We start from the raw sequence: 15,168 nt of genomic DNA, 5'->3' as shown, positions 1-15,168 counted from the left end.
GCCATGCAGCCAAGCCATGCCCACACGGGAGAGAACCGATGAGCCTCCAAGAGCAGGTGGTTCTGGTCACCGGATCAAGCGGAGGAATCGGCGACGCCGCCGTCACGGCACTCATTGCCGCCGGAGCCGTCGTCATCGGAGCCGACCGTGCCCCCAAGGAAGACCAGTCCTTGGAGTCATTTCATACCCTCGACATCACTTCGGAGCAACAATGCGCCAAGGTAATACAGGACATTCAAGCCAAGCACGGCCGGGTCGATGTTCTCGTGCACGCGGCCGGAGTGCTCGGCCCCACCCCGGACATCATGGAAACAACCACCGAAGAGTTCGACTCCATCCTCAGGATCAACGCAACCTCGACCTTCACCATGGTCAGGGAGACCGCAAAATCCATGCTTGAGACCGGCACAGCCGGCGCAATCGTGGTCCTGTCATCAGTGGCGGCCAAAGAATCACGACTCAACTATCTGCCCTACAACGCAAGCAAGCTCGCCGTCCTCCACATCATGTGGTCGTTTGCCGAACTGCTCGGACCCAACGGCATCTCCGTGAACGCGATCGCACCGGGGCCGGTGAACACGCCCATGTGGGCGCAGTTTGCCCGAGACTCCGGCCCGGATGCGGCAGCCAACCGGGCGAAGAGGGCAGCACAACTGCCCATGCGCCGGTTCGCCGAACCCGATGAAGTTGCCCGGGCCATCCTGTTCCTTTCTGACCCCGACAACCGCTACATCACGGGAGTGTCTCTCGACGTGGCCGGCGGCGCGCACCTGGGAATCGGAACCTGAACTACCCCACAGGGCTCCTTGTGGGCCGGTCTGGGCCACCGATCCCTCACCTCACTCAACATCAACCGTTTAGGGCTGCGCTCATGCTGACAGTCAGTTCAGCAATCAGGGACGCGTCCTGGATTTACCAAGGAGACACTTGATGCGACACCACCACACTGCCCTTCACGTTACGGACATGGAACGAAGCGAGCGATTCTATGTGGATGGGCTCGGACTAACACGCTTGGATGCATGGACGTCGGGACCCTACGTCAGCGAACTCTACGGCCGTCCCGGCGTTGAGGTCCGAGCCATGCTGCTCGCTACCAGTGACGGTTCCTTTCGGCTGGAGCTCGCCCATGCCGAGCCGTTACTGCCGGCCGTCGATCCATCCAAGGCGCAACCGGGCACAGCGCACCTTGCCTTTACAGATATTGACGTGCGAGAGGTATACACCAGGATGACGGCGCTCGGTTACAGTGCGGTGTCTGAACCCGTTGCCCCGACCTCAGGTCCCATCGCAGGCGGGTGGCTGGTTTACCTCCTCGATCCTGACGGAAATCGCGTGGAGCTCATTCAGCCGCCAGAGTGGCGCCCGGCCTCGGACTCGTAAGTCCCGGGCTTCGGAGTTACACACTCGGCACGCAGGGTCGCCTCGAAGGCGCGTGGGTGGGCAGATTGTCTTCTGCCCACCCTTTCTGCGTTCACAGCTGGAAAAAGACGCCCGCCAGCAGATGCCAGGTTCCTCGTTCCTTTGCAGAACGCGGAAGGGACCTCGGGGGCCGGAGTCCCTTGTTAGCCAAGGGACCTGCAGGGGTTAATCGGAACCCAGCCCATCCCTTTGAATACCGTCACAAGACATCAGCAGCAACGCTGCAGCCCCGTGACCGTTGGAAACGGTCACGGGGCTTGCGTACTGGGTTGGCCGACGGTGCGTCTGAACGGCTGCTTGACCTACCCCTTCACCCCGCCGGATGTCATGCCGGCGACAAACCAGCGCTGGAACGCAAGGAAGATCGATAGAACCGGGACGAAAGCGACGACGATGAAGGCCGCGAAGAGCCCCCAGAAACTGCCGAAGCCGGTGGTGATGTAACGGACGATGCCGTTCTGGACGGTCTTCATGTCTTCGGTAGTTGCGAGAACGGTACCTACAAGGAAGTCGTTCCAAACGAACACGAAGATGAAGATCGCTACCGCAGCGATTCCGGGCCGGATGAGGGGGAGGATGATCCGCCACAGGATCTGGATCCGGGAGCATCCATCGATGGCGGCTGCTTCTTCGATCTCTACGGGGATGTTCTCGATGAAGTTGCGCAGGAACAGGATTGTCTGTCCGCAAATGATGGCCGTGTAGACGACGATCAGCATCGGGTAGGTGTTGATGAGAGCGGTCTTGACGAACATGGAGTACAGCGCGATGAAGACCACGATCGCGGGGACCATGGAGAGCACCAGTATTCCGGTCATCAGTGCTTCCATCCGCCTGCTCCGGTACCGGGTGGCGACGTAGGCGGCCGGGATGCAAATGGCCAAGGCAAGGACGATGGAGCCGCCGGCATAGATGAGGGAGTTCGCGAAGAAGCGGATGTTGGTCGAGGTCAGCAGGCCAACAAACCCCTCGGAAGAGACCGGGTCTGGTATCCATCGTGGCGGGAACTCGAGGGTGTCCGAGGCGGTTTTCAGCGAAGTAGACACGATCCACGCGACGGGCGGGAGCACGACCGCCGCGGAAAGGAAGATGTAAGCCCAGGCCGGAACCGCCCGAATGACATTGCCGACACGACGCTGGCGGCGCGGGGTTGTGATGCTCACAGGCTTTCCTTCCGTCGGAAGCGGATGGCGACAAGAGTCAGGACGATGTTGACGGCAAAAAGCAGGATCGCTGTCGCCGAGGCTCCGGAGAGATCGAACTTGTCGAACATCTGGTTATAGACACGCATGGACAGCGTTTCCGTGGAACCGATCGGGCCTCCTCGTGTGGTGACCAGGATGATCGTGACCATCTGGACATAAAGCATCAGGAGGACGACTACTACGGAGACGATGGTGTTGCGCAGGTAGGGGAGTGTGATGTTCATGAATCCATGCCAGATCCCTCCGCCGTCGACCTTGAGGCTTTCACGCAGCTCCTCGGGAATCGTCTGCAGGGCACCCAGGAAGAGGAGCATGGCTTGCGGGTAGGACCACCACGCCGTCATCAGGGTCACAGCAACAAGGGCGCTGGTTGGTGAGGAGAAGACATCGGTGGGACCGAAGCCCAGGGACTTGGTGATCGCAGAGGCCGGACCGTAGTTGGGATTGAGGAACCACAGCCAGATCGTTCCTGCTGTGGCCTGTGACATCAGCCAGGGCAGGAGGAAGAGGCTGCGGACGGAGCGTTTGAATCGGTGGAGGTTGTTCAACACGATCGCGGAGAGAAGTCCCTCTGGCAAGGCGATGACCAAGGCGCCGAGGGAGAAGACCAAGGTGGTCCAAATGCGGCTGGGCAGATCGGAGTCCGAGAACAGACGTTCAAAGGAATTTAGACCTGAGAACTTCCCTATCTGGTAGTAGGAAGTCTCATGGAGAGCCGTCCAGGCTGTATAGATGAGCGGTCCTACAAACACGAAGAGAAAGACGGCGCTCACGGGGATGACGTAGAGCCAGACCATTCGGTCTTTGCGGGCCCGACGAACAGCTACCGTGCCTTGCGGGGAAGCGATGGTCTGGCGTGAGACGCGTGCGGGGCTTTTTGTTGACATTATCTGTTCCTTCCGGGGGGAGCCTGATCTCCCAGGCTCCCCAACGGCTACTTCTTGTTGGCTGCGTCCTGGGCGGAACGGATAAAGTCGCTGCCTGATGAACCGTTCAAGGTTAGTTTTTGCCCGGCTTGGGAGAGCCCAGTGGCAAGCGCTGTCCACGTGTTGGAGTAAGTGCGCGGTTCACTATTGCTCTTGACGTAGGCTGCAATGTCGTTGACGGTTTTTGCCTCGGGGGAGGAGAAGAAGGGCTGCTGGTAGGTAGCGGCCCGCGTGGGTACCTCGCCTCCGGTTGCCATCAAAGCGCCGGCTTCCGGGCCGGTCATGTATTCGATGAACTTCCAGGCGGCCTCAGTGTGTTTGCTGCCATTGCCTATCCCGAGGGTCCACCCAATGGTGGTGCCGGTGGTGTTACCGGTGCTTGCCTTTGGCAAGGCGGTCCACTTAAGGTCGGGGTTCTGAGAGGCATACGAAACTGCTCGTTCCGTGCCCATGATTGCCATCGCGACCGTGCCGCTTGCCATCCCGTCAGCTACGGTGCCGTACGTGTCCGAGACAACGTTGCTACCCAGGGCTTTGGCGTCCCTGAGCTTTGCAAGGAAGTTACCGAACTCCTCGCCCTTGGATGTCGCGAAGTCTGCCTGCCCGTCCTTGTTCCAGATTTCCTGATCGACCTGCGACATGAAGCAGTTAAAGAAGGTACTTATGATCGCTGAGTTGTCGGTGTCCGAGAACCCGGTGCCGAAGCCGGTGAATCCTGCCGCGGCAGCTTTGCGTGCGACGTCGACGACTTGATCGTAGGTGGTAGGAACCGTCGCGCCGATCTGGGAAAGGATCTTCTGGTTGTAGTAGAGGGCACAGGTCCGGTATTCGTAGGGCACGGCGACCTGTTTGCCATCAGGGCCGACGAGAGTGTCGGTTGGCCGGAGCCAGTCAGTGACCTTGGAGGCTGCCTCAGGCAGCGGGGAGTAGACGCCGGCCGATGCCATCTGTGGAACGACTGGCGTGTACATCTTGAAGACGTCAGGAGCCTGGCCAGCTGCTGCAGCTTGCGGCAGCCTGTTCAACATATCGCCAAGTGAAACAACGGAAAGATTGACCTTGATGTCTGGATTGGCCGCCTCGAATTTGGCGACGTTCTCCTTCAGGGCCTTGGAACGCGGGTTGTTTTGGCTGGGATCGAGGAAGTCCCAGTAATTGAGCGTCACCGGGCCCTGAGGTTCCGAAGCCGAGGGGGAGCAGCCGCTGAGGGCGAGGCCGGCTACGACAGCTGTGACGAGCGCCAAGCCCCATCGCTTTTTGATCATGAATCTTCTCCTGGACTGGATTGCTGATGCGAGAGTGAACCGGGCTCAAAGGACGACTACTTGATGTGAGCCACCGAAGGCAGAAGTAGCCGGATGACCGTCGAGTCTCGCCGTTGAGATCGGTTGCATTTACGAAATCAGCATTGAGATCGGTTGCTGAGATCGGTTGCAATAAACTTAGGGCCGAAGAATGTCCCTGTCAAGGAAATTTGAGTTGCCGTCTGCAAGGCCCGGGCTTGCGTGTCCGTTCCCGGCATGCCCCGTCCCCGTTCACGGTGGCTGCAATGATTACGGAGAACGGGGTGTTGCGCACCTGCTCGTCGTGTATCCCAACCACCATCGCGTCAACACAGTGCGCCGGATGGAAGCGCGGGCAGCGGCCGCGGCGATCAGCTCGTTCAAGCAACGGCCGCGATGTTCCTGTTGCAAGAGCTCAACTCGGGGTTTGTTACATATCGCGGCCCATCAAGGCCGGACGGCGCATCAGCTCAATCCGACAGGTGGGAGAGGACCCGATCCCAAGGAACCACACTTCCGGCCTTTGGCCATCTGTTGAATGTCCCCGGTTGCCTGGAAAGGTGAACGGTGGCTCGGAGGGGTGCTCACGGCGCCAGATCCTCGTCAGGTCAGTTCGCGACCCGTTTGGTACTTTCAGCACTTAGTGAAGCGGGCATCCATTCAATGATGATTCCTTGAGAGATGGCAACGTCAAGGACGTATACTCCATCTTTGTCTTCGGCGAGCCAATGCCGGAGCTGCTGCAGATCGGCCAGAGTCGATCGGCCAGAGTCCGGACTTTGTTGGCGACCGCGCCGAGGGCCCGGCCTATGGCTGAAAAGTCCACTTCTTCGATAAGCATCGCCGCAGGGTTGAGGCCCTTGGAAGCGTACTGGTGCAGTTCCGCTGCATACACTGCGTCATTGAGAGCGATGACAACGCCTCTGCACGTAGTTCTAATGAACGTTTCGAAGTCGGCGAGCTCGTGCGGGTTTTGCTTGGCGGTCACACGTCCCCAAGGCGGCTCAGCAGGTTAGCGTCATGGCTCTTGACGAAGTCGAGGCCCTCGCTGATGTCACGACGACGCGCATGCCGCTCAAGGACCAGCTCGGCACCTTGCAACAAAAGCGCAGACTTGGATGTGTGTTCCTCGGCAGCCAGCTCATCCAAACGCTGGTCAAGGTCCCAGGGAATACGAAGATTCATAGCCATAACCTCATGGTACGAAAAACCGTACCCGGGATGGCGCCTGATATTGCCTCGTCCCGGAAGCGGGACATTTGACTCCCGAGCTTGTGCTTCCCTGTGTGTTCCGTCAGTTTGCTCAAGTACCGCGTCATGAGAGGACCCGTCACTGTTTGCTGGCCTGGCCATGCAAGCGGCTGCAACGACAAACTCCGCTTTTCGCGGCGTAGTACTTTGGGGCCCCGGGGCAGCTGGCGACTCACACGACATCGCATCTCGTGGTTCCGGGGCAGGCACAGGAGCTCGATTGGAAGCGCATCTTTGCAGAGCTCGACATTCTCGATCGCATCGTCGAACTTGGCGTCTATGGAGTCGACCGCGCCCTCGGGCGGGCGAAACACCGCTAAGGGTGTAGTTCCGAACAGCATGAGCATGGATCGCCATCCGACGGTGTGCTCCGCTACGATGACCAGTACGACAAAATTAGACATGACTGTAGCGGCGTATCCTCCCAACCGACTCGGAGCTGTCCTTTGCGAAGGACGGAGGTTTCGACGGTTACGCGCAACATGGCTCTCCAGCCACGCACTTGTCAGCAGGGTATTCACCATCGAATGCGGAGAACCACGTGGTGACTTGTGGAAGGCGCACGAGGGTCCCTTATGCAATAGGAGTTAGGGTCTCCGCCCAGTTGCGGTCGATTTACACCGCAACTGAAATTCCTGAGAAAGTAGAAGGAGACTGAGATGTCATTCGAGGCGATGGATTTGCCCTACGTGGACCCCGTGGCAAAGCGCCGGGAAGCCATGACTGAGATTCTGGCGAGTTGGGACCTTGACGGTGCAATGCCCGATGTTACCGGCCTGAAAGTAGTGCGTGAGTACGTCGCTGGGTGGCTGGATTTCCCCCTGGCGCTTCTTAAAGTCAGCGAACGCGCTGAGCAGTTCCGGTCGGAAGAGACTCATACCGCCGAATAATTAAAATCGTTGACCCGTACTGTTATCCGGGCACCGAGGTGCGGAAAACTAGCGGGATCTCCGAAGCCCTCAGCAAATCGAGCGCGAGTTTCTCCCTGTTGCGCTCTCGTGAACTTGAACTGGATCCTGTGCGGGGAGTTTCGGTTTAGCTCACCTGCAGGAGATTCACCGCCGCCCCTGGCAGGATGTGAGGGGTTGGGCCGGGCAGCTCAGGACCGTAGAAATCACTAAAGATAACTCGCATTTCCTGCCCATTCATTTCCTCTTGAACGCGGGAGAGGTGCTGCGTAAATTCCTGCACGTTCTGAAGTGCTGACAAACTCCGGTATTTCATGACGATTTCATCGCGCAGTCCGCGGAGCTGCTGGACAAGGTGAACTACATACAACCCTTCCCAGATGGTAGCGGCAGGCATGTTGTTCAAGGGCCCGAAGGGCCCCTTTCTTGTCCGCGTGGTGCTGCGGAGGGCCTTGTGGTGAGTGCGGTGCTGATGCGTTCGGTGCTGGTGAACCAAGAGAGCAGTTGTGGGTCGATGGCGCCGATGACGGTTCGCATGTTGACCAGTTGGGCTGGGACGTTGCTGTTGATGACGGGTTCGAGGTGGGCTATCCGATTCCACAGGTGATAGACGCCTTCGACGGCGCGTTCGAGCTCTCGGGGAGTCCGGCGTAGATGGGGAAATGCTTTGCAGAGAGCTTCGTCCCAGAGCCGTTGCTTGCCGGCGTCACGGCGTCCTGGCAGGATGAAGCGCCAGGTTCCGAGGGACATCGCTGCGAGGATGTCTTCGTGTAGGGGTTCTCGGTGGCCTTCTGGTCTGCGCTTGGTTGATTTCAGTGCGCGGCGCTTGGCATCGGGGATGTCGCGGCCGGCAATGCGGAGCAGCAGGGCACTTGGGTCGATGAGCCAGTCTGATGAATGCAGTCGACTGGTTTCGGGGTTCGGCTGGGATGCGTTCCACCTGCAGAGCTGGTGGTCCAATGCGTTGCGCAAGACGACTTCGAAAACGTGCAGCGCTTCGTAGACGGCGCCCGAGAGGTCAATGTTCCAGCGGTACAGCCGGATAGCTTCATGCAGAGTTGGTGTTTCTCGAATGTAGGGTGCAAGTCGCTCCGGACTGATCCTTTGCCGAAGGATCAGTTCGATCGGTGTTTGGTGCGTTGCGGCCATAGGACTAAACTGTAGATGAAGACAGGGACAGGTTCCCTGTTATGGATTACTGGGGGTCCCCCGGCCAGGTGCTGCGGGGCCCTCAGCCGTTAACTCCGTTTGCAGCAGCGAGGCCTGAGGGTGTTGTTAACCGTCAGGGGTGGGTCGTTGTCAGCACATCTGCTCTCCTTACGGCGGTGGCTTCGGCTGTCAGAAGATATTGTCGTAGGTGCAACTTAGCCTGATGGCAGCCCGCAAGTCGCGGGTCCAGCATCAGGAGGTCTCATGCTAGTCAGCCCGTACTACTCGATTAACCCAAGTGATCCGGATGTCTATCACAAGCACAGTGATTGCCCGAGCGGGAAGCAGATTCCGGCACACAACAAGCGCTCGGGAACTAACAACTACCCGTTGTGTAAGCACTGCAGGGACAAGTAGTACCGAGCGGGTGGTGGCTGAGTGGAGCTGCCACCCGCACGTGGTGTTCCCCTGCTTCAATTGTCCTTGGGAGCCGAGCGAACGTCCGCGGGGTAGCGGCGTTTAGTGGGGTCGGAGAATTCATTCCGTGGGCGCCAAGCTTCGCCAGCGAGACCGACGATGGCGGCGCGGCCGGCGCAGACACAACGTTTCCCGGAGGTCAGTGTCCACGGCCGTTCGGACTCCGGTATGTTCGCTCGGCTCAAGCAATTTGGGATGCGGTGATTTCCGCTGATTCCTCGTTTGTTGACTAGGACAGACCATGTGCTTACAGCTCCGAAAGGCAGTCTAGGACCATCTGTGGAGTATGTCTTACCTGCGCGAACACTCAAGACACACCGGAGCCAAGTCATGTGGTCGGGGTTCGGGCTAACCATGGAAGTGTGAAAGGAGGCGAAACGATGAAGGCATCTTGCCCTACCCGGAGATACGTTGCTGCCGGGACTCAATTCCTAGGATTCGCGGTTCGCCGCGGCGTCGGCCCGGACGTCCCTCGTGACACTGGGTGCATGGCAAAAAGAGAGGTGTGGACAGTGTCCACACCTTCCGCCCCGGACTGCCCCGTACACCTGCCGGACTGGCCCGGATTCCGCATGTTTCCACGGGTTCCCAGCAATGGCAAGGGTGGGAATCGCGTTCGAGTCCCAACTCGGGCACGGCATAACCCCTCGTCAGAGGGGTTTTTGCTTTTAAGTGTGGACAAATGTTGACAAGTGCCTCTGCCTCATCGTCCCGGATGGTGCCAGGCCGCCGGGTGCGGCCTGTTCGGTTTGGACGGGGGAGCGGGCTCAGCGCCGTGGCAGGTGGGCGCTCCGCCGGCTTTGAACTGGGGTCATTGGGTCTCTTCTTTCGGTTCTGTCCGGTAGGTCTGGACTGGCCTACACATCTTCATGGGCCAGGGGATGAGGTACGACATGACTTCGGGAGATTTCTGTTTCGTCGGTTTCAGCCATCGGATCTTCCTCCCCTCAAGGCACCGAAGAGTCGCTTTGTCGGGCCAAAGTGGGTGTGTACATGAGTGTGCCGTCGACGCCGGTCTTCAGTCCCGATGGGAGAACTGGTTACGCGATCGATCAGTATCCACCCCGGTACGTCAACGGCCGATACCAAGCCGGGGCCTATTTCGTCGCCAAACTTGACCTGGTCAACAACACCTTCACGCCCCGGCCGAATGGATACTCGGGGCGGTCCAAGCCCGTCGTCCAGGTCAGCGCCGATGGTAAGCGGCTCTACATCGTCGGAAGTTTCGCGCTTGTCCAGACGCTGCCCTCAAACAAGATCCTGGCCACCAAGTACCCCGGTGAGGCCCCGTACACCCTTTACCCTGGAGCCTGACTGCAGTAAGGCTACGGGACCTACATTAACGGCACCACAGTGACGGTGCTCGACACCCCGATAATCGAGCAGGTCCCCAAGGGTTACAACTCCGACGGCGCCACCGATGTGCTGGCCAGAGACGCGAACGGGGCGTTATGGCTCTACCCCGGCAACGGGTCCTCCGACTGGCTGCCGCGCAAGCAAGTGGGGTCCGGCTGGAACGTCATGAGCCTGATCGCTACCCCCGGTGATTTCAACGGTGACCACCACCCGGATGTCCTGGCCCGCGACGGTGCCGGTGATCTGTGGCTCTACTCCGGCAACGGCGCCTCCGACTGGCTGCCCCGCACCAGGATCGGAACCGAATGGAACGAGATGACCGCAATCCTGGGCCCGGGAAACACTTCCCAGCCTGGAAACGACCTCCTCGCCCGGGACCGTACAGGTAACCTATGGCTCTACCAACGAACCCCGGAAGGGGCCTGGCTGGACCGGCAACTGGTCGGCATCGACTGGAACGGCATGACAGCCATGCTCACGCCAGGCGACGTTGACGGTGATGACCGGCCTGACCTTCTTGCCCGTGACAGCGCCGGTACGCTGTGGCTGTATCCCGGGACGGACTCCGGTGGCTACCATCCGCGGGCGCGCGTCGGTGCCGGATGGTACGTCATGACGGCCATCGCCTGACCCGAGGACACCGCCGGCAAGCAGTGGCGACCGGACATGGAAGCAACCTCACCCTCCGCCGCCGGGTCCTGCCCACGCACCGAAGTCGCCGTGGATGCCTTTGCCGCGCTCGTCGTCGTCCCTGCCGCAACGACGGCAACGTCGGTACGTGGACCCGTCATCAGTGTGTTCGACGTGCCATTCGTGCCGGATGTTCAATTTGCATAAAAGGGCCTGGATCATCGCTGCCTCCGTATGGCTTATGAGCGTGTTATCGCCAGCCCATGGCGCTGCGTGGCCGGAAGCGCCACAGCTCACGGGGGCCGTCCAACAACCGGGTGACCGCGTCCGGCGGTTGCCCCACGACAGGTCCCACCGCTGGTATAGGCGCTGGACGCGCGAAGAGATCCGAAGGCGCGCTGTTAACGGCCGCCAGAATCAACAACAGAAGGACCACGGCCTCAACGGCCCATGTGGCTGGCCGTCGTGTTCTAACACTATGCGCCGGTATGGAAGTCATGGTCGCCACCTCCGCCCAGCAGCATGAATCCGTCCACCAGGAACCCGCGCTACGAATTCTCGAGCGCTTCACTATCCGACTCCCGTGCCCCAGCCAACAGGAAGCCACGAACAAAACCGGACCGTCCGGCCTACCGAACGCCTTAAGCGCCGTTGTACTCCTGGCACGCACCAAAGACAAGCAAAAACACCTTCGCAGAGCAGCCCGTCGGCAGCTCAGCACAAAGCCACCACTACCGGTCAGGTGAGAAGTGCGGTTTTTGCTTCCCACGCCGTCGCGCTTGATCAGCCCGGCATCTCCTAGGTCAGCGGGCACGACGGCCGTCGGTCCCTCGTGCTTTGGCAGCACGGCCTGCAGGAGCTTGTTTAGAATGTCCAGAATATCTTCAGGAGACACGGCCGTTCCTTTCTGACCTTACCGGTCAGCCATGGCCCGAACGGCATCAAGACCAGCTGTCGAGAAGGGCAGTGAAAATGGTTCCTATCGTGTCATCCGTTGCGCTGCCGGATGAGGAGCCGGTTGAGTACCGTTCTTCTCGGCATGGGCTTCCATGAAGTTGTAGAGCTTCCCTGTTCCGGGCGCCTCGGGTGCGAGGAAGGATTCCTTGATCGCAGTACTCGTTGCCAAGATGACTCGCTTACGTTTCCTGCGAATTTATCGTTTTGTTCGTTCCCGTCATCATGGCCCCACAAACGAAGGCGATGCTAGACGTCCTGTCGGGCCAGCGCGCCGATCGTTCTGGCCGGAGCCCGTGATGATGAGGCCGCTGGCGCGCCGGTGGCGCCACAAGTCAGCAATCGCAAGCTACCGGAGCCCCTCGTGCTGGCGTCAGAGTGAAGAGAAATTCGGATTCCCTGACAGTGGCGTGGCCCTCAGTGTTCCCAGATCCCAATCTGACAGCTAGAAAGAACAAAACGGGCCAGAAAAGCCCAAAACCAGCCACTACAGCCCATGAATCTGCACCCAAAGGGGGCTTACTGGGCTGCGGGCGGAACATGACGCGAAGAAATGAGTAATAGCTCCCATCCTCACGCCCAAGTTCTCGCACGAAAGGCGACGATGACGTCAGGTTAGGGTGTACTTCAGAAGCCCGGCCCTGTTGTCTCCACCACATGAAACCTTTTCTAAGGGAGCACGCCGAGACGGGACCTTCATCCGCTGCACTAAGGCCTAGTACGGCGGATGAAGAGGCGCGCGGGCCAGTGGCGTTGGTTCGACTCTGGCACTCCTACTTGAAGAGAGCGTCCGCCACGACCTTTGTCACTTGGTGAATGATGGTGGTGCGTTCCGGCGTGCTGCCCAGGTCATCGCCCTTGGTGTAGACAACCAGGGCGTAGGCTGTACCGGCTTTGTCCAGTATCGCGGCGTCGTGAAGTTCCCCGTCAAGCTCACCGTACTTGTGGTAGACCTTGACGCCTGCGGGAACGGCGGCCGGGATGAGCGTTTCGTCGTTCGTATTCTGCATGGTGGCCAGTAACTGCGTTGTGTCCACAGCACTGAGCAGGCTGCCGGAGTAGAGCCGGCCGAGGATGTGGGCCATGTCCGCGGGGGTCAGGGTGTTCGTTTCTGGGTCGTACTGCACGCCCAATGAACTGGCGTAGTCGCTCAGCTCCTGGTAGCCGATCGCGTCCATGATCAGGGACCACGAGTCATTGTCACTCTGCTGGATCATTGCCTGCAGTTGAAACGATGCGGGGTAGGCTCCCAACGGTTCGTCCAGTGATGCCGCGCCGGTCTCAACAAGGTGGTAATAGGCTTCCGCGGCCAAGACTTTGGCGGTGCTGGCAGCTTCAAAGGGTTCCTCGACACCGTACTGGTGGACTTTTCCACTCTCGGCCCCGGCGGACACATTCAGGAGCGCGACTCCGATTTGATACTCGGGGTAAGCGTCGATAACGCCGTTGATTTTGCTGTCCAGGGCAGGGTCTACGACGACGGCGGGTCCGGTCACCCCTGTTGCTGGGGAACTGGCTGTCGGTAGTGAAAGAGCCGCAGGTGGAGGTGGCTGTAGCCCCGAACCTGTTTTCAGCGTGCTGTTCGAAAGGACCGAGGATGGGGGACGGGCCCGCGACGCTGCGTGAACACTGACCGGCAACGCTATGGCCAGCACGACGGCACAGGCTCCTGTTACGAGTGCGCGTCGGCGGTGAAACGCCGGCGATCGGACGGGCCCGGTCGTGCATGCCTGTTCGTCTGGAGACTGGGGTCTGTGTTCGTCCACAGTCGGCAACGCTAAACGGTAAACCTATGCAGGTGCTTTGATTTGACTGTTATCTGACCATCGGTAACGGAAGGCTGGGTACGTCCTCCAAAAGTGTGGATGTGGGCGCCCTTTTTGGGTCTGCCATGGGAGCGAGTAGCCGCGTACAGCGGCTGCCTGGCGGCATCAAAGAGCCCTTGGGCAATAGTTCTGCCGTGCCGGTGAATCTCTGCTGGTATTCAGGTTCTCAAGGTCTTTGAGATGATCCAGTGTGAAGAGTTTGAACGTCACATAGTCAAACCACAGCTTGCACCCGGAATGCTCTCAGCCTGTAACCGTACGGTTCGGGCATGCTCTCAAAGCCTCAACTCCTCAACACCGGGATCGGGGTGGCCGTGGTCGGCGTTGTGGCCGCCGCTGTCTTCGTGATGAACGGAACGCCGCGAACGGTGTCTGACACCGCGCCCCGTACCGTCGCCGTCAGCGCCGCGGACCTCACTGCTGTTTCCACCGCCACCGGCAACGTTGCCCCGGCCAGCACCACGGTCATCAACGCACAGAACTGCTCCGGACCAATCGCCACGGTCTCCGCAGTGACGGGCCAGCAAGTGAATGCAGGGCAGGTGTTGGTCACGATTGACCCCACCAATGCCCAAAACGCCCTTGACGTGGCCCAGGCCCAGCTGGATTCCGCCGTCGCGCAGGCCAATCAGCAGCAGGCCTCAGCCGACAACCAGGTAGCTACGGCAAAGCAAAACCTGGCCAATGCCCAGCAAACGGCCAACTTGGATGCCATCCAGCAGGACAGTGCCGTGGCCGCGGCGAAGACCGCAGTGAACAACGACAAGGCCACGGTCGTTTCTGCTCAAAGCAGTGCCAGCGCCCAACCCGCCAGTCAGCAGGCCCAGACGGCCCTCGCCGCGGCTCAAGCCCAGCTTGCAAAGGACGACCAATCCTTGACGCAGGCAGTCAACCAGCAAGCCAGCTCAGCGCTGAAGGACAAAGAGCAGCTGGCCTCGGCGGCTACGTCGCTGAACTCCGCGCAGAGCAGCGGAGGTGCGACGTCGAACACCACCGCGGCGCAGGTCGCTGTCGACACCGCAACCAAGAACCTGGCGTCCTGCTCCCTTGCGGCCCCGGTGTCAGGTACTGTCACCGCCGTTAACGCTGTAGTGGGTGGCACTGCCGGCGGCAGTTCGGGCGGCTCCGGCTCGTCAGGAGCATCCACAACGGCGACCGGGGGTTCCAAGGACACCACGAGCACCTCCTCAGCGAGCACCTCGTCCACCGGGCTCATCACGATCAGCGACACGGCACATTTGCAGGTCATCGCAAACTTCGCCGAGGCTGACATTGCCGCCATGAAGGCCGGAGACTCTGCGACCTTCACGTTCCCGGCACTGAAAACGGACCCCTCAGCGGCACCTGTTACGGGGACCATCACCGCGATCGCCCAGAACGCTACCACCACCAACAACGTTGTCAGCTACCCGGTGACCATCTCGATCAGCAATCCGCCCGCGGGCCTGCGCCTGGGGCAAAGCGCCAACATCTCCGTGACCACCGGGACCGCAAAGAACGCCCTGTCGGTGCCGTCCCTGGCAATCGCCAGCACCGGAACGAAGCAAACCGTCAACGTCATCAAGGACGGCGCTTCGACGCCGGTGACCATAACTACGGGGATCACGGACAACGGGCGAACCCAGGTACTCACCGGCCTCAGCGCGGGTGACCAAATCGAACTGCCGGCAATTTCGTCCACCTTGGACACCACCGGAACCACAGGACGCTCCGGGACAGGCGGCTTCGGCGGGTTCGGAGGCGCTGGTGGCTCCGGTGGCGCCCGCGGAAGCGGCGGGTAG

At 60.2% G+C, this 15,168-nt stretch carries 15 protein-coding genes; 7 read left to right on the top strand and 8 right to left on the bottom strand.

Features of this window, described 5'->3' with window-relative positions:
• Nucleotides 1-38 precede the first annotated feature (38 nt).
• Nucleotides 39-788 (top strand): SDR family NAD(P)-dependent oxidoreductase, encoded by a 750-nt coding sequence (locus ACIPY2_RS05705; RefSeq protein WP_400265406.1) that lies wholly within the window; start codon nucleotides 39-41, stop codon nucleotides 786-788.
• A 142-nt stretch (nucleotides 789-930) separates the two neighbouring features.
• On the top strand, nucleotides 931-1,383 hold the full coding sequence (locus tag ACIPY2_RS05700; protein WP_400265405.1) for a VOC family protein: 453 nt from the start codon (nucleotides 931-933) through the stop codon (nucleotides 1,381-1,383).
• 341 nt (nucleotides 1,384-1,724) lie between these two features.
• Here ACIPY2_RS05700 and ACIPY2_RS05695 read toward each other — a convergent pair whose 3' ends face one another.
• The 4 genes from ACIPY2_RS05695 to ACIPY2_RS05680 form a co-directional block, all read right to left on the bottom strand.
• Nucleotides 1,725-2,585 (bottom strand): carbohydrate ABC transporter permease, encoded by an 861-nt coding sequence (locus tag ACIPY2_RS05695; protein WP_400265404.1) that lies wholly within the window; start codon nucleotides 2,583-2,585, stop codon nucleotides 1,725-1,727.
• Nucleotides 2,582-3,514 carry a carbohydrate ABC transporter permease gene (locus ACIPY2_RS05690; RefSeq protein ID WP_400265403.1) on the bottom strand — a complete coding sequence of 311 codons (933 nt, stop codon included), beginning with the start codon at nucleotides 3,512-3,514 and terminating at the stop codon, nucleotides 2,582-2,584. Before ACIPY2_RS05690 ends, ACIPY2_RS05695 begins: the two co-directional genes overlap by 4 nt.
• Nucleotides 3,515-3,561: 47 nt before the next feature.
• A complete protein-coding gene (locus tag ACIPY2_RS05685) occupies nucleotides 3,562-4,818 on the bottom strand; it encodes an ABC transporter substrate-binding protein (protein ID WP_400265402.1) in 1,257 nt (418 codons plus the stop codon).
• A 1,002-nt stretch (nucleotides 4,819-5,820) separates the two neighbouring features.
• Nucleotides 5,821-6,027, bottom strand: a complete 207-nt coding sequence (locus ACIPY2_RS05680) for a hypothetical protein (RefSeq protein ID WP_400265401.1) — start codon at nucleotides 6,025-6,027, stop codon at nucleotides 5,821-5,823.
• 719 nt (nucleotides 6,028-6,746) lie between these two features.
• On the opposite strand from ACIPY2_RS05680, the gene ACIPY2_RS05675 reads away from it, so the two are divergent.
• Complete coding sequence (locus tag ACIPY2_RS05675) at nucleotides 6,747-6,977, top strand: hypothetical protein (RefSeq protein WP_400265400.1); 231 nt, start codon at nucleotides 6,747-6,749, stop codon at nucleotides 6,975-6,977.
• 145 nt (nucleotides 6,978-7,122) lie between these two features.
• Here the strand turns inward: ACIPY2_RS05675 and ACIPY2_RS05670 are convergent, their stop codons facing one another.
• Together ACIPY2_RS05670 and ACIPY2_RS05665 are read right to left on the bottom strand one after the other, a co-directional pair.
• The gene (locus ACIPY2_RS05670) at nucleotides 7,123-7,401 is read right to left on the bottom strand and encodes a hypothetical protein (RefSeq protein ID WP_400265399.1); all 279 of its coding nucleotides are present in this window, start codon (nucleotides 7,399-7,401) and stop codon (nucleotides 7,123-7,125) included.
• Complete coding sequence (locus ACIPY2_RS05665; RefSeq protein ID WP_400265398.1) at nucleotides 7,398-8,144, bottom strand: hypothetical protein; 747 nt, start codon at nucleotides 8,142-8,144, stop codon at nucleotides 7,398-7,400. The genes ACIPY2_RS05670 and ACIPY2_RS05665 overlap by 4 nt, the downstream gene beginning before the upstream one ends.
• A gap of 1,470 nt (nucleotides 8,145-9,614) precedes the next feature.
• Between ACIPY2_RS05665 and ACIPY2_RS05660 the strand changes: the two genes are divergently transcribed.
• From ACIPY2_RS05660 to ACIPY2_RS05650, 3 genes are read left to right on the top strand one after another with little or no spacing between them, the layout of a single operon-like run.
• Complete coding sequence (locus ACIPY2_RS05660; protein WP_400265397.1) at nucleotides 9,615-9,935, top strand: hypothetical protein; 321 nt, start codon at nucleotides 9,615-9,617, stop codon at nucleotides 9,933-9,935.
• 39 nt (nucleotides 9,936-9,974) lie between these two features.
• The gene (locus ACIPY2_RS05655; RefSeq protein WP_400265396.1) at nucleotides 9,975-10,607 is read left to right on the top strand and encodes an FG-GAP repeat domain-containing protein; all 633 of its coding nucleotides are present in this window, start codon (nucleotides 9,975-9,977) and stop codon (nucleotides 10,605-10,607) included.
• A 36-nt stretch (nucleotides 10,608-10,643) separates the two neighbouring features.
• Complete coding sequence (locus ACIPY2_RS05650) at nucleotides 10,644-10,814, top strand: hypothetical protein (protein WP_400265395.1); 171 nt, start codon at nucleotides 10,644-10,646, stop codon at nucleotides 10,812-10,814.
• A 772-nt stretch (nucleotides 10,815-11,586) separates the two neighbouring features.
• Here ACIPY2_RS05650 and ACIPY2_RS05645 read toward each other — a convergent pair.
• Both ACIPY2_RS05645 and ACIPY2_RS05640 read right to left on the bottom strand, forming a co-directional pair.
• Nucleotides 11,587-11,733, bottom strand: a complete 147-nt coding sequence (locus ACIPY2_RS05645; protein ID WP_400265394.1) for a hypothetical protein — start codon at nucleotides 11,731-11,733, stop codon at nucleotides 11,587-11,589.
• Between the two features lie 601 nt (nucleotides 11,734-12,334).
• Complete coding sequence (locus tag ACIPY2_RS05640; protein WP_400265393.1) at nucleotides 12,335-13,057, bottom strand: serine hydrolase; 723 nt, start codon at nucleotides 13,055-13,057, stop codon at nucleotides 12,335-12,337.
• Nucleotides 13,058-13,656: 599 nt separating this feature from the next.
• On the opposite strand from ACIPY2_RS05640, the gene ACIPY2_RS05635 reads away from it, so the two are divergent.
• Nucleotides 13,657-15,168: an efflux RND transporter periplasmic adaptor subunit gene (locus tag ACIPY2_RS05635; protein WP_400265392.1), complete on the top strand. Its 1,512-nt coding sequence runs from the start codon at nucleotides 13,657-13,659 to the stop codon at nucleotides 15,166-15,168.

The sequence above is a fragment of the Paenarthrobacter sp. NPDC089675 genome (assembly GCF_044749185.1).
In the GTDB taxonomy this organism is placed as follows: Bacteria; Actinomycetota; Actinomycetes; order Actinomycetales; family Micrococcaceae; genus Arthrobacter.
This window is presented reverse-complemented; position numbering and strand designations above follow the sequence as displayed.